General features: G+C 62.5%; 17 protein-coding genes. 3 read left to right on the top strand and 14 right to left on the bottom strand.

Annotation, left to right across the window (positions count from 1 at the left end):
- Positions 1-451: 451 nt before the first annotated feature.
- From M5B98_RS13710 to M5B98_RS13700, 3 genes are all read left to right on the top strand, one after another.
- The gene (locus tag M5B98_RS13710) at positions 452-676 is read left to right on the top strand and encodes a hypothetical protein (protein WP_007950419.1); all 225 of its coding nucleotides are present in this window, start codon (positions 452-454) and stop codon (positions 674-676) included.
- 276 nt (positions 677-952) lie between these two features.
- On the top strand, positions 953-1,435 hold the full coding sequence (locus M5B98_RS13705; protein ID WP_085710598.1) for a hypothetical protein: 483 nt from the start codon (positions 953-955) through the stop codon (positions 1,433-1,435).
- A gap of 146 nt (positions 1,436-1,581) precedes the next feature.
- Positions 1,582-2,853, top strand: a complete 1,272-nt coding sequence (locus M5B98_RS13700) for an OmpP1/FadL family transporter (RefSeq protein ID WP_085710597.1) — start codon at positions 1,582-1,584, stop codon at positions 2,851-2,853.
- A 97-nt stretch (positions 2,854-2,950) separates the two neighbouring features.
- On the opposite strand, the gene M5B98_RS13695 is transcribed toward M5B98_RS13700, so the two are convergent.
- Genes M5B98_RS13695 through cobO form a run of 14 tightly spaced genes read right to left on the bottom strand, consistent with a single transcriptional unit; the run spans position 2,951 to position 14,197 of the window.
- Positions 2,951-3,511, bottom strand: coding sequence for a glutathione peroxidase (locus tag M5B98_RS13695; RefSeq protein WP_248742962.1), 561 nt, complete (start codon positions 3,509-3,511; stop codon positions 2,951-2,953).
- A 52-nt stretch (positions 3,512-3,563) separates the two neighbouring features.
- Complete coding sequence (locus M5B98_RS28690) at positions 3,564-3,689, bottom strand: hypothetical protein (protein WP_256576024.1); 126 nt, start codon at positions 3,687-3,689, stop codon at positions 3,564-3,566.
- Complete coding sequence (locus M5B98_RS13690; protein WP_085710595.1) at positions 3,686-4,894, bottom strand: MFS transporter; 1,209 nt, start codon at positions 4,892-4,894, stop codon at positions 3,686-3,688. The genes M5B98_RS28690 and M5B98_RS13690 overlap by 4 nt, the downstream gene beginning before the upstream one ends.
- Before the next feature lie 54 nt (positions 4,895-4,948).
- On the bottom strand, positions 4,949-5,353 hold the full coding sequence (locus M5B98_RS13685) for a MarR family winged helix-turn-helix transcriptional regulator (RefSeq protein WP_131670022.1): 405 nt from the start codon (positions 5,351-5,353) through the stop codon (positions 4,949-4,951).
- A gap of 56 nt (positions 5,354-5,409) precedes the next feature.
- The gene (locus tag M5B98_RS13680; RefSeq protein WP_248742961.1) at positions 5,410-6,141 is read right to left on the bottom strand and encodes an adenosylcobinamide-GDP ribazoletransferase; all 732 of its coding nucleotides are present in this window, start codon (positions 6,139-6,141) and stop codon (positions 5,410-5,412) included.
- 1 nt (position 6,142) lies between these two features.
- Positions 6,143-6,718, bottom strand: coding sequence for an alpha-ribazole phosphatase family protein (gene cobC, locus M5B98_RS13675; RefSeq protein ID WP_248742960.1), 576 nt, complete (start codon positions 6,716-6,718; stop codon positions 6,143-6,145).
- The gene (cobT, locus tag M5B98_RS13670; protein ID WP_248742959.1) at positions 6,715-7,770 is read right to left on the bottom strand and encodes a nicotinate-nucleotide--dimethylbenzimidazole phosphoribosyltransferase; all 1,056 of its coding nucleotides are present in this window, start codon (positions 7,768-7,770) and stop codon (positions 6,715-6,717) included. The genes cobC and cobT overlap by 4 nt, the downstream gene beginning before the upstream one ends.
- A complete protein-coding gene (cobU, locus tag M5B98_RS13665) occupies positions 7,767-8,288 on the bottom strand; it encodes a bifunctional adenosylcobinamide kinase/adenosylcobinamide-phosphate guanylyltransferase (protein WP_096822997.1) in 522 nt (173 codons plus the stop codon). The genes cobT and cobU overlap by 4 nt, the downstream gene beginning before the upstream one ends.
- On the bottom strand, positions 8,276-9,742 hold the full coding sequence (locus M5B98_RS13660; RefSeq protein ID WP_248742958.1) for a cobyric acid synthase: 1,467 nt from the start codon (positions 9,740-9,742) through the stop codon (positions 8,276-8,278). Before M5B98_RS13660 ends, cobU begins: the two co-directional genes overlap by 13 nt.
- Positions 9,739-10,749, bottom strand: a complete 1,011-nt coding sequence (cobD, locus tag M5B98_RS13655) for a threonine-phosphate decarboxylase CobD (protein WP_248742957.1) — start codon at positions 10,747-10,749, stop codon at positions 9,739-9,741. Before cobD ends, M5B98_RS13660 begins: the two co-directional genes overlap by 4 nt.
- Entirely contained in the window at positions 10,742-11,650 is a 909-nt protein-coding gene (cbiB, locus tag M5B98_RS13650) for an adenosylcobinamide-phosphate synthase CbiB (RefSeq protein WP_248742956.1), read from the bottom strand. Before cbiB ends, cobD begins: the two co-directional genes overlap by 8 nt.
- Positions 11,647-12,297, bottom strand: a complete 651-nt coding sequence (bluB, locus tag M5B98_RS13645) for a 5,6-dimethylbenzimidazole synthase (RefSeq protein WP_248742955.1) — start codon at positions 12,295-12,297, stop codon at positions 11,647-11,649. The genes cbiB and bluB overlap by 4 nt, the downstream gene beginning before the upstream one ends.
- Positions 12,294-13,589, bottom strand: coding sequence for a cobyrinate a,c-diamide synthase (locus M5B98_RS13640; RefSeq protein ID WP_248742954.1), 1,296 nt, complete (start codon positions 13,587-13,589; stop codon positions 12,294-12,296). The genes bluB and M5B98_RS13640 overlap by 4 nt, the downstream gene beginning before the upstream one ends.
- Positions 13,586-14,197, bottom strand: a complete 612-nt coding sequence (gene cobO / locus M5B98_RS13635; protein WP_007950401.1) for a cob(I)yrinic acid a,c-diamide adenosyltransferase — start codon at positions 14,195-14,197, stop codon at positions 13,586-13,588. Before cobO ends, M5B98_RS13640 begins: the two co-directional genes overlap by 4 nt.
- Positions 14,198-14,202: the final 5 nt, after the last annotated feature.

Below are 14,202 nucleotides of genomic sequence, written 5' to 3'. Positions count from 1 at the left end.
TTTGCCTTCCTCGACGTGTTCCGTTAGTATCCGCGGCGTTAGTACCAAGCTGAAAGTCAATTCCGGTCGAACAACCCCCACGGTCAGCCTTCTCTCGGAGAAGCCTCCACCGAAAAAGCGGGCCCGACCCCTCGATGGTTTCCAGGTAAATCTTGCGACGACACAGCCTTTGAATCGAATCAAAGGATGTTGCAAAGAACCGTACTCTGACCGAACCAACCTGCAAATTGATCAGGATCTTCACCCCGGGCCCAGAACCTCTGCCCTCGATGTGTTGCCTGTCCTCCTAAGTACCTACCTGCCAGCCCAAGCGCGCCAACTTATCAGCGCTTCAAACTGGCTGCTTTGTTCCAGTCGGGTTCTTCGTTCGACCAATGGTGGTCTGCGTTACTGGAACGTTTTAACGTTGCACGGTTCTTATCCGTGTCATTTGTAGGAACACCTAATAACTATGTCTACTCAAATCCAGACTCAGGATGCCATTCGCACCCTAACCAACGCTTTTGCTCCAATGAACTGCCTGATCATGGCCGCTCGCAAAGGCTGCTTCAGCTTCACCGTGGTCAATGAACACGGGATCGCCCGCCACAGCGAGCGTCTGTACCCTGATCAATACTCCAGCGCCGAACCGCTGCAGGCCGTGATTGATCGCACCCGCCAGGCATTGATCGCCTGAGAGGCCGAAATGGCTGCAAAAGCAAAAGCCCCGCCTGAAACGCGGGGCTTTTTATTGCCCGATGTTTCTCTTTTTACCCTTCCCGGTTAAGCACCAACCGATATAACGGTTATAACTGCTCGCCGGAAATATTTTAAAAACAGGCCTTTACGTCGCGAATATGACACTACACTTCAACTCAAGCGGCGTGATCCGCTTCCGGCGGGCCTGATTCGATCCACAGCTGCCAAGCTCCCCTTCAGGTCTCGCCGCCCAATAACAAGATCCGAGGGTTTTATGGGTATCGCTGCCAGCGAACTGTGCCGCTACGTGATCCGTCCCACGCTGATTTATCTGGGACGTCACTGCGCCACCGCCGAATCCCTGCTGCTGGGCATCGCCGCCAGCCAGTCCGCCCTGGGTTCAGCCCTGCATGACCGCCGTGGCCACGGCCTGTACCGGATTGCCGAGCACCGCCACCAGGCCCTCTGGGATCATTATCTGGCGCTCGATCCGGAGCGCGCCAGCCTGGTTCGCGGTCTCGCCAGCCAGCATGCCTTTCTCAGCAGTCCCCACCTCGAACTGACCGTCAACCTGCGTTACGCCACCGCCATCGCCTGGCTGTTGGTGGAAGAACAGACCCCCACCCTCCCCGACCCGGACGACCTGCTCGCAATGGCCCGTATCTGGCGTCAGACCTTTCAACCCCAGGGTCGCCTGCGCGACTTCACCTGTGCATGGCAGACCTGTGTTTCACCACTGAATCAGGTCGCGTGCTGACTCACCGGTTTCGCAAGATCGGCCAACGGGTCGCGAATCTGGTCGGATTGTCCTACAAAACCGCTCTAACTCAAGCCATACGGACTATAGCGCTGGGACGAAAATGTTGGTAATTTTCGCCCCGGTGATCACCAGGAGTTCTAATAATGAAAAAAGTAATGCTCAAAACCACCATTAGCCTCGCCGTTTCCCTGGCATCCACGCAGATTTTCGCCGCTGGCTTTGCCATCAACGAACACAGCATCAGCGGGATGGGGACCGGGTACGCCGGGCGATCTTCTTCTGCCGACGACGCAAGCACTGTTTACGGCAACCCTGCCGGCATGTCGCGCCTCACTCGCGAACAAGTCACCGGTGGCGTTGCATTCCTCGATGCCAAGACCGATATCAGCGACGCCAGTTCCAGCCCCAACGGCGGCAGCAACAAAGGCGACATGGTGCCCTTCACCTCGGTTCCTATGGGTTTCTACGTCAAGCCGATCGATGAGCATTGGGCATTCGGCCTGGGTGTGTACGTACCCTTCGGCCTGATTACCGACTATGAAAAAGGCTTTGCCGGCCGCTACTTCGGCAGCAAGTCCGAAGTACAAGTCATCACTTTCCAGCCAACCGTCAGCTACAAGTTCAACGACGTTGTGTCGATCGGTTTCGGCCCGACCATCAACCGCATCGACGGCACCCTGGAATCCAACCTGTCGATCACCCAGGCCCTGCCGGACGGCAAGGTCAAGATCAAGGGTGACGACACCGCGCTGGGCTACAACATCGGCGTGCTGGTTCAGGCAACCGACACCACTCGTCTGGGCCTGACCTACCACTCCAAGGTCGACTACAAGCTCGAAGGCAACACCAAGGTCAACTACGGCGCACTGGCCGCAGTCGGCCTGGGCGCCAGCCAGAAGTACGACGCTTCGCTGAAGATCACCACGCCTGAATCCGTGGACTTCTCGGTCACCCAGGCAATCAACGACCGCTGGAACGTCTACGCCGGTACCACCTGGACCCGCTGGAGCCAGCTGGAGAAGATCACCGTCAAGAACTCCGGTGTACAGCCGCTGCTGGCCGGTCAGTTCGGTGAAATCACCGAAGAGCAGAACTGGCATGACAGCTGGGCCTACGCCGTCGGTACTTCCTACCAGTTGAACAAGGAATGGGTACTGCGTACCGGCCTGACCTTCGACCAGTCGCCGACCAACAACGTCGACCGTTCGCCGCGCATCCCTACCGGCGACCGGACCATCTTCAGCATCGGTGCCGGCTGGAGCCCGACTGACGACCTGACCATCGACGTTGCCTACTCCTACCTGAAGGAAGAAGCCGTCAAGATCCGCAACGAAAACGATCGTGGCCAGACCTACGATGCCAAGTATGAAAACTCGGCAAACGGTTTCGGTGTCGGCGCGACCTACCGCTTCTGATGCTGCACGGCGAGGCTGAGCTCTTTACCATTTGAGGCCTCACCCACTAAAAAGCCCCGCTCTCTTTGCAGAGGCGGGGCTTTTTAGTGGGCGTCGATCAGGGTTTCAGCGGTTTCGACGCAATGGCTTTCTCGATGGCCGCGAGAAACTCCGGATCATCCGGCTTGGTCAGGCTGGAGAAATTGGCGATCACCTTGCCCTGACGATCGACCACGTATTTATAAAAATTCCACTTCGGCGCACTGCTTTGCGCGGCCAGCACCTGGAACAAATGGGTGGCATCGCCGCCGCGAACCTTCTGCGGCTCGGTCATGGTGAACGTCACGCCGTAGTTGGCGTAGCAGACCTTGGCAGTCTCGGCGCTGTCCTTGGACTCCTGTTTGAAGTCATTGGAAGGCACGCCGAGCATTTCCAGGCCCTGGGCCTTATAGCGCTGATTGAGCGCTTCGAGACCTTCGAACTGCGGGGCGAAACCACAGAAGCTGGCGGTGTTGATCACCACCAGCGGCTTGTCGGCGTAGCGCTGGCACAGGTCGATGGATTCCTTGGCCCGCAATTTGGGCAGCGAACCTTGCAGCAACTCCGGACAGTCTGCGGCCCGGGCCAGTCCGGTCAACGCCATCAGCAACGCAGGAACAGCACACCAGCGCTTGAGCATGTCGGGCATCCTTGAGCAGTCGTCAAAACCCGACGTTACTCGCCCTCAAAGCCTACAGGCAAGCGCCCATGCCCAACTGCATCAGCGCCAGGCCGCCCTGATGCCAGCCCCACCACACCAGCGCCAGCAAGACAGCGCCGAGTGCGGTGATGGCGATTCGTGGCCAGATTCGCTTCATGCCGCGCTCGTACGGGCCTGCAGACGCTCGACCGGACGCTCGCGCACCGGCCAGTTCAGCGCGGCCGCCAACAGGCTCAAGAGAATCGCCACTTGCCAGATCAAGTCATAACTCCCGGTACGGTCATACACCACCCCGCCCAGCCAGCCGCCGAGGAACGAGCCGAGCTGATGGAACAGGAACACGATCCCGCCGAGCATGGACAGGTTTCGCACGCCAAACAAGGTCGCCACCGTACCGTTGGTCAACGGCACCGTCGACAGCCACAGGAAACCCATCGCCATACCAAACAGATACGCCGTAGTCGTCGTCACCGGCAGCCACAGGAACAGCACGATCACCACCGCCCGCAGCAGGTACAGCCCGGTCAGCAAACGCGGCTTGGACATGCGCCCGCCGAGCCAGCCGGCGGTGTAGGTACCGAAGATGTTGAACAGCCCGATCAACGCCAGCACCGTGGTGCCGACGGTGGCCGGCAGATGCTGGTCGACCAGATAGGCCGGCAGGTGCACACCGATGAACACCACCTGGAACCCACAGACGAAGAAGCCGAACGCCAGCAGCCAGAACCCTGAATGCGAGCAAGCTTCACGCAACGCTTCTGACAGGGTCTGTTCATGCCCGAGCACTGGCAGCGGCTTGTCCTTGAGCATGCTCACCAGTGGCACGATCAGCGCCACCAGCAGCCCCAGCACCAGCAACGCGGCTGACCAGCCCAACCAGCCAATCAGCCCGAGGGTGCCCGGCAGCATTGCGAATTGGCCGAAAGAACCAGCGGCGCTGGCGATCCCCATGCCCATGCTGCGTTTTTCCGGCGGAACGGCACGGCCGACCACCCCGAGAATCACCGAGAAAGAAGTGCCGGACAGCCCGATACCGATCAGCAAACCGGCACTCAGGGACAGACCCAAAGCGGTCTCCGACAACCCCATGAACACCAGGCCCAAGGCGTAGAGCACGCCGCCGATCAGCACCACTTTTGCCGCGCCGAAGCGGTCGGCCAGTGCGCCTGTGAAAGGTTGCGCCAAGCCCCAGATCAGGTTCTGCAAGGCGATGGCGAAGGCGAACACCTCACGGCCCCAGCCAAACTGGGCGCTCATCGGCGACAGAAACAGCCCGAAGCCGTGCCGCACGCCCAATGACAACGCCAGAATCAGCGCACTCCCCAGCAACACCCAACCGCACGTACGCCACATCGAACTCATTGTTATTCTCCAGTCGCGGGTATATACCCGCTTAGATTCGGAAAAAACCGGCCCTCAGGCCAGTTCATCCAACAGCCGCAGCAAGGTTTCACGCTTCTCGGCGCCCAGTCGGTCGATCAACCGCTGTTGCGCCGCTTCCCAGGCCGGCAGGGCCGCTGCCAGGCGTTGTGCGCCGGTTTCGGTGAGCCGGACGATGCGGTTGCGCATGTCTTCGCCCTCTGCCAGCGCCACCAGCCCCTCGCCTTCCAGCACCCGCAGATTGCGCCCGAGGGTGCTGCGATCCAGGCCCATGGCCTCGGCCAGTTCGGAAATGCTCGGTTGATCCAGACGCTGCAGGTTGCACAGCAGAGAATACTGGGCAACGTTGATCCCGAAGCCGTCGAGAGCGCCGTCGTAATGCCTGCTGACGCCACGAGCGGCGCGACGCAGGTTGGTGCACAAACACTGAGAAGAAAGCATGATGCGTGTATATACCCGCGACTGTGTTAAATCAAGTTACAGATCAAAGTTACTTATCAAAACAAGGCCAGCCCGACCAGCACCGACATCTCCAATAATTCCAGCAACGCACCCGCCGTATCGCCCGTGGTTCCGCCCAGTCGCCGCACCATCAAATGCCGCAGCCAGATGAACACCACAACCGCCAGCAGCAACGCCACGACAGCATTGAACCCGGCGATCAGCGCGCATACCGCCGCACTCACCACCAGCACCTGCCAGCCCGTTTTGCGCGGCAGGTGATCGGCCAGCGCCTGCCCCAACCCGCCGGCCCGCACATAGGTGGTAGTGAGGAACAGCCCGAGCAGTGCTGCCCGACCAATCAGCGGCACGATGATCAACGCCATACCCTGCTTCTGCTCGATCAACGCCAGCAATGCGGCGTATTTGAGCAGCAACACCAGCACCAGCGTCACCACCGCGATCGGCCCGCTGCGCGGGTCTTTCATGATCGTCAGCGTGCGCTCGCGATCACCGAAACCACCCAGCCACGCATCGGCGCTGTCCGCCAGCCCATCGAGGTGCAGCGCGCCGCTGAGCAACACCCACACCGTCAGCAGCAACGCCCCGTGTAGCAACAATGGCGCGCCGGCCAGAGCGATGTTCAGCGCCCAGAGAATTACGCCGAACAGCAATCCCACCAGCGGATAAAACAGCAGCGAGCGGCCGAGCTGTTCAGGCGCCGGCATGCCCGGCAGACGAATCGGCAGGCTGCTGAGAAATTGCAGGGCGATCCACAGGGGCAGCATGTCAGCGCACTTCCTTGAGCGAACCATCGACCTCGACGATCAGCGAAAACAGCGCGCCGTGAGCGACTTCGACATTGAGCAGTTGTTCACGGGGCAAACCACGGGCACGGGCCAGCAACAGACGCATGACGCCACCATGACTGACCAGCAACACCCGCTCCCCCGCATGTGCCGCGTGCAAACGCATGACCGCCGCCAGCACTCGCGCTGAAAACTCGGTCACCGGCTCACCCTGCGGCGGAGTAAACGCATAGGGATCGGCCCAGAACAGCCCAAGCGCTTCGGCGTCGGTCTCCATCAACGCCGCCGCGCTCTGTCCTTCCCAGGCACCGAAATGCAGCTCTTGCAGATCCTTGTCCAGAGACACCGACAGATCCAGCTGCGCGCCCAATTCATCAGCAAACCGTGCACAACGCTGCAACGGCGAACTGACCAGCCGATCCCACGGCCCCTGCCCGTTCACCGCTTCGCGCATCTGCGCCCAGCCCTTTTCGGTCAGCGCATCGTCGAGACTACCGCGCAGGCCGCCGCCCAGTTCGGTTTCACCGTGGCGCAGCAGGTCCAGACGCAAGGTCATGCCGGGCGATCCGCCACCGCCGCTTCGGCGAAGGTCGCCATCTGCCCGTGCAGGTCGCAGGCCAGGCGCAGCAACGGCACCGCCAGAGCCGCGCCGCTGCCCTCGCCCAGACGCAAGCCCAGTTCCAGCAGCGGTTCGGCGCCAAGGGTTTCCAGCACATGACGATGGCCCGGCTCGGCGCCGCGATGGCCGAACAGCAGCCATTCACGGCAGGCAGGATTCAGCCGAACCGCCACCAGCGCCGCAACGGTGCAGATAAAACCGTCCACCAGCACCGCCACACCTTCCTGAGCACACGCCAGATACGCGCCGACCAAAGCCGCAATCTCGAATCCGCCGAGATTGAACAGAGTCTGCAACGCATCCCCACGTTGCGCCGCGTGCAGCGCCAGCGCCCGCTCGATCACCTGCGCCTTGTGGCTGACGCCTTCGGCATTCAACCCGGTACCGGGGCCGGTCAGGTGGGCTACCGGGCAATCGAGCAGCGCACAGGCCAGCGCACTGGCAGCCGTGGTGTTGCCAATGCCCATTTCACCGCCGATGAACAATTGCGCACCCGCCGCCTTCGCGCGCAGCACGCTGTCGCGACCGCCCTGCAAGGCAAGTTCGCCCTGAGCCTGAGTCATCGCCGCGCCCTTGGTGAAATTCGCCGTGCCCGGGCCGATGTTCAGGTGACGCACACCCGGCAGGTTCAGCGACGGGGTCACGGTGCCCAGATCCACGACCTCAAGCTGCGCGCCGAGCTGCCGCGCCAGCACGCTGATCGCCGCGCCGCCGCTGACGAAGTTCAGCAGCATCTGCCCGGTGACTTCCTGCGGAAACGCGGAAACGCCTTCGGCAACAACGCCGTGGTCGCCGGCAAAAATCGCGATCCAGACCTGATCGAGTGTCGGCTTGATCCGGCCCTGCAATCCGGCCAGTTGCACCGCCACCGATTCCAGCTGCCCGAGGGAGCCGGCAGGTTTGGTCAATTGCTGCTGACGCGCCGCCGCGTTTTCAACGGCGTCGGTATCCACCGGTTTGCACGGGTTCAGCCACCAGGCTTGGGTCATAACGCAGGTCCTTTCAAAGTCAGGGGCAGGCCGGCGACGGTCAGGACGACTCGCTGACAACGCTCGGCCAGAGCTTGATGCAGCCAACCGGCTTCATCGACGTAGCGGCGAGTCAATTCGCCCAGCGGCACGACACCCATTCCGGTCTCGTTGCTGACAAAAATGATTTCGCCCGGCAGCGACGCCAGGCATTCGAGCAGGGCCTCGCGTTCGGCGGCGAGACGTTCGGCGTCTTCGAGCATCAGCAGATTGGTCAGCCACAGCGTCAGGCAATCCACCAGCAGGCAGCGCTCGGCACTGGCGGTTTCACGCAGCACCCGGGCCAGTTCCAGCGGCTCTTCGATCAATGCCCATTCGGCAGGACGTCGCGCCCGGTGATGAGCGACGCGTTCATTCATCTCGCCATCCAGCGGCTGGCTGGTGGCGATGTACGTCACGGCCAGCGCGCTGTCGGTGGCGAGTTTTTCGGCCAGGCGACTTTTGCCGGAGCGGGCGCCGCCGAGGATCAACTGGAGCATGGGGACATTCCACAGAGTTCACGTAACAGCCCGGTATCCAGGTGCTTCTCCACCAGATCCGCCAGCCGCTCGATATCGCGCTCGCGCAAGCCGTGGTAATCCACCTCCTGCACATCGTTCAAACCGGCCCAGCGCAGCAACGCCACACTGGCCGCCGGCGATTCAAACAGACCGTGCAGGTAGGTGCCGAATATCTGGCCGTCAGGACTTTGCGCGCCATCGCAACGGCCATCGTCCAGATGGACAGCGGCGTTTTCCAGCGCAGCCCCAGTCGTCACACCCGCATGAATTTCATAACCGCTGACCTCGGCATCTTCCAGCGCCAGACGCCCGCGCACATTGCGCAATTGCTTCTCGGCTTCGAGCTGGGTTTCGAATGCCAGCAGGCCCAGACCGGCGCTGGAACCCGGTGCACCTTCCAGGCCGAGCGGATCGTGCACCTGCTCGCCGAGCATTTGCAGACCGCCGCAGATTCCCAGCAGCTTGCCGCCGTAACGCAGGTGACGATTGATGGCGGTTTCCCAGCCATTGGCGCGCAGATAAGCCAGATCGCTGCGCACGCTTTTCGAGCCCGGCAGAATGATCAGATCGGCTGGGGGAATCGCTTGCCCCGGGCCGATGAATTGCAGGTCAACCTGCGGATGCAGTCGCAGGGGATCGAAATCGGTGTGATTGCTGATGCGCGGCAGTACCGGCACCACCACTTTCAAGACTTGCTCGGCCTTGTCGGTCTGGCGCTGATCGATACCGTCCTCGGCCTCCAGATGCAGATCCATCACGTACGGCAGCACGCCCACCACCGGTTTGCCGGTGCGCTGCTCCAGCCAGTCAAGGCCGGGTTGCAGCAAGGCGATATCGCCACGAAAACGGTTGATGATGAAGCCCTTCACCCGTGCCTGCTCGCTCGGTGACAGCAGTTCCAGCGTGCCCACCAGATGGGCAAACACGCCGCCTCGATTGATGTCGGCAATCAGCAGCACCGGGCAGTCCACCGCTTCGGCGAAGCCCATGTTGGCGATGTCGCCGGCTCGCAGGTTGATCTCCGCCGGCGAGCCAGCGCCCTCGACCATTACCAGCGGATACGCGGCGCTCAAGCGCTCGTGAGAGGCGAGCACCGCCTGCATGGCGATGGCTTTGTAGTCGTGATAGGCGACGGCATTCATGCTGGTGACCGCGCGACCGTGGATGATGACCTGGGCGCCGGTGTCGCTGTTGGGCTTGAGCAGCACCGGGTTCATGTCGGTATGCGGTTCAAGATGCGAGGCCTGCGCCTGCACCGCTTGCGCGCGGCCGATTTCGCCGCCGTCGGCAGTCACAGCGCTGTTGAGCGCCATGTTCTGCGGTTTGAATGGCACCACGGCAACACCCTGACGGGTCGCCCAGCGGCACAGCGCCGTCACCAGCGTACTTTTGCCGGCATCGGAGGTGGTGCCTTGCACCATTAACGTAGTCATGCGGGTGTCTTTTCCATAGAACGGTCCACGGCGAACGCTTGCAGGGCCTGCTCAAGCCGCGCCTCATCGGTGGCATTGGCCGGCAGACCGAAACGCATGCTGCTGTTGTGCGTAAAGAGACGCAGCAGGATGCCGCGACGGGCCATGAATTCGTGCAGTGTGTGAGCATGCTCGGTGATCAGCCACTGGAACAGCGCGCAGCCACCCTGAGGCTTGAATCCATAGCGTTCGAGCAACGCAGCCAGACGCTCGCTGGCTTCATCGCTTCGAATTCGCTGACGAGTGTGGCCCTCAGTGTCTTGCAGGCAGGCCTGCCCCAGCACGCGGGTCGGCCCGCTGACAGCCCAAGGGCCCACCTGCTCGGCCAGTAACCGGAGCAACTTGCGCTCGGCCAGCACGAACCCGAGCCGCACACCGGCCAGCCCGAAAAACTTGCCGAAGGAACGCAACACGATCAGTCCGACCTGATGGGTATGCGGCGCCAGGCTCAATTGCGGGGTGTTGTCCATGAACGCTTCATCGACCACCAGCCAGCCGCCGCGCTGGGCCAGCCGTGCGTGCCAGTCAAGCAGCTTCGCCGGCGTCAGGCTCAGGCCGGTGGGATTGTTCGGGTTGACCACCACCAGAACGTCGAGGCTGTCGAGGAAGAAATCGACTTCCTGCTCCAGCACTTCGCGCACGATGTAACCACTGCGCCGCCAGGCCTCGGCATGCTCGGCATAACACGGCGACAGCACACCGACCTTGCCGGCCCGGCGCAATCGCGGCAGCAACTGAATGGCCATCTGCGAACCGGCCACCGGCAGCACCTGCGCGGCACCGTAGTAGTCGCACGCCGCCTGCTCCAGACCATCATCGGTTTCCGGCAAACGCGCCCAGGCCCGCAGCGGGATCTCCGGGACCGGAAACGGCCACGGCGCCAGACCCGTGGACAGGTCGAGCCAGTCTTCTTCGGCGATGCCGTATTCGAGCGCCGCCCTGCGCAGCCGGCCACCGTGCTCAAGCATAGAATTCAGCCCCCACGCAGAGAATCAGCAGCCATAACCATACCCCGCGCTGGACCAATTGCCAGCCGCGATCGATGGAATCGGCATCCGCCGGGGCACCCTCGCCCAGTTGCGGACGTTCGTGCAGCTCGCCGTGATAGATCGCCGGACCACCCAGCTCGACGCCCAAGGCACCTGCACCGGCCGCCATCACCGGACCGGCGTTCGGGCTGTCCCATTTCGGCGCCTGGGTGCGCCAGCATTTCAGCGCGAGTCGGGTCTTGCCCAGCAGCGCGTAGGTCAGCGCCACCAGACGTGCAGGAATGTAGTTGAGGGCGTCGTCGATTTTTGCCGCCGCCCAGCCGAAACGCTCGAAACGTTCGTTGCGATAGCCCCACATTGCGTCGAGGGTATTGCTCAGGCGATAGAGCACTACGCCCGGCGCACCGGCCACGACAAACCAGAAGATCGCGGCGAACACCGCATCGCTGCCGTTCTCCAGCACCGATTCGGTGGCGGCGCGGGCGACGGCGGTACTGTCCAGTTCACTGGTCTGGCGGCTGACCAGATACCCCACGCGTTTGCGCGCTTCCTCCAGATCATCGCTGCGCAGGGCCTTGGCCACCGGCTCGACGTGCTCGCCGAGGCTGCGCATGCCGAGCGCGCAATACAGCGCGACGATCTCGACGATCCAGCCCACATACGGCGCCCAGGACAATGCCGTGGCCAATAACGTCAGCGGCAGCACCGCGATCACCCACGCGGTGACACCATGGCTGCGCCAGCCGCGCCCGCCGGTATTGAATCGTTGCTCGATGCGTCCGGCAAAATTGCCGAACGCCACCAGCGGATGCCAGCGTTTCGGTTCACCCAGCAGCGCGTCCAGCGCAACCGCGGCGACACTCAGCAACGCCACACTCATTGATTCACTCCCCAGAAATTTTCATACAGCAGCTCATTGAGCGGACGCGCCTGCGCCCACCCTTCGAGTACCAGCATCGGCGCCGGATAGAATTCCTTGACCGGCCCCAGACAAAGAACCGCCAGCGGCTTGGCCCCGGCCGGCAGTTGCAGCAGATCGGCCAGCGCTTGCGGCTCGAACAGCGACACCCAACCCATGCCCAGACCTTCGGCGCGCGCCGCCAGCCACAGGTTCTGGATCGCGCAGGACAATGAGGCCATATCCATTTCCGGCAGCGTGCGGCGACCAAAAATGTGCCGCTCGCGATCGTCCATCAAGGCTGCGACCAACACTTCCGCACAGTCGTTGATGCCTTCGACCTTAAGCTTCATGAACTCGTCGCTGCGCTCGCCGAGGGCTTCGGCGGTGCGCACACGTTCTTCTTCTACGAGATTCTGGATCTGTCCGCGCAAGGCGCGATCGCTGATACGAATGAAGCGCCACGGCTGCATCAGGCCGACGCTCGGTGCCTGATGGGCGGCTTCCAGCAAACGGCGCAGCAGTTCCGGCTCGACCGTGCCGCCGCTGAAGTGGCGCATGTCGCGGCGTTCGGCGATGGCGCGGTAGACCGCTGCGCGCTCGGTTTCAGTGAAGGCGTTGTCGGTCATGGCACCAACAGTGCCGCAATCGCCGACGGATTCGACGGAAAGTAAAAGTGCACGTACGAGGCAGTCATCCGCCCTTCCCGATACACCGCTTCGGCACCGCGCCCGCCATTGGGACTGTGGCCTCGGGCAATCGGCGTCAGTTCGGTGGTGGTCAGGGAATGGTGATAGGTGTGGCCACGCAGCAAGCCTTCCGGCAGTTCGACGGACTGCAACGCCAGGGCTGCCAGGCGCTTCTGCATCACCGCATCACCCTTGAGCAAACCGACCAGTTCGGCGCGGGTGCCTTCGACATCGGTCAGCGAATCCAGCAGATAGAGCATGCCGCCACATTCGGCGAGCAGCGGTTTACCGGCGGCGTGATGCGCGCGGATCGCTTTGAGCATGTCGGCGTTCTGCGACAAGGCAACGTGGTGCAATTCCGGATAACCGCCGGGCAGGTACAAGCTGTCGGCTTCGGGCAATTGCGTATCGCGGATCGGCGAGAAGAAGCTCAACTCCGCGCCCATCGCCCGCAACAGATCGAGACTGGCGCCGTAGGTGAAGGCGAAAGCTTCGTCACGGGCGACGGCAATCCGCACGCCTTCCAGCAGTCTTTCGGTCTTCACGACTTCAGGTGCGGCGAACTCCACGGCCGGTGGCAGCGCTACCTCGCAGGTGCCGGCCAGCGCTTCGGCGGCGGCGTCGAGGCGTACATCGAGATCATTGAGTTCACTGGCCTGCACCAGGCCGAGATGGCGACTTGGCAGTTCGATCCCGGTTTCCCGGGACAACGCGCCATACCAGCGCAGGCCTTCGGTGAGACTGCCTTCAAGCAATTGCGCATGACGCACGGTGCCGACACGATTGGCCAGCACCCCGGCGAACGGCAAGTCCGGCTGATAGCGCGCCAGGCCCAGGGCCAGCGCGCCGAAGGTCTGGGCCATGGCCGTGCCGTCGATCACGCCGAGTACCGGCACGCCGAAATGCCGGGCCAGATCGGCGCTCGACGGCGTGCCATCAAACAGGCCCATCACGCCTTCGATCAGGATCAGATCCGCTTCGGCAGCGGCTTCCCACAGCAGACGACGGCTTTCCTGCGCGCCGACCATCCACATGTCCAGTTGATAGACCGGCGCACCGCTGGCGCGCTCGAGGATCATCGGGTCAAGAAAGTCCGGGCCGCACTTGAACACGCGGACCTTGCGGCCCTGATTGCGATGCAAGCGGGCCAGCGCGGCGGTGACGGTGGTCTTGCCCTGACCGGAGGCCGGCGCGGCGATCAGTACCGCCGGGCAGTGACGTGGTTGATTCAAAGTTCGACGCCTTTCTGCGCTTTGATACCAGCCTGAAAGGCGTGCTTGATCATGCCCATTTCGGTCACGGTGTCGCCCATCTCGATCATTTCCGGCTTCGCGGCGCGACCAGTGACGATCACATGCTGCATCGGCGGACGGGCCTGCAGATCGCTGAGCACCTGATCCAGATCGAGGTAACCGTGCTTGAGGGCGATGTTCAGTTCATCGAGCACTACCAGACCGATCGACGGATCACGCAGCAGCTCGCGGGAGACTTCCCATGCGGCCTCGGCGGCGGCGATGTCACGCTGGCGGTCTTGGGTTTCCCAGGTGAAGCCTTCGCCCATCACATGAAAACGCACTTGCTCAGGGAAGCGGCGGAAGAACAGTTCTTCGCCGGTGCTGTTACGGCCCTTGATGAACTGCACCACGCCGCACTGCATGCCATGGCCCATGGCGCGGGCGAGCATGCCGAACGCCGAGCTGCTTTTGCCTTTGCCATTGCCGGTCAGCACCAGCACCAGGCCGCATTCGTCTGGCGAATTGGCGATGCGCTCGTCGATCACGGCTTTTTTGCGCTGCATGCGCGCCAGGTGGCGCTCGTCGCGTTCGGGGGAATCAGTCATGGGGG

Source organism: Pseudomonas sp. MWU12-3088 (genome assembly GCF_023242405.1).
Lineage (GTDB): Bacteria > Pseudomonadota > Gammaproteobacteria > Pseudomonadales > Pseudomonadaceae > Aquipseudomonas > Aquipseudomonas kribbensis.
Note: the sequence above shows the minus strand (reverse complement) of the source record. Positions and strands in the feature narration are given on the sequence as shown.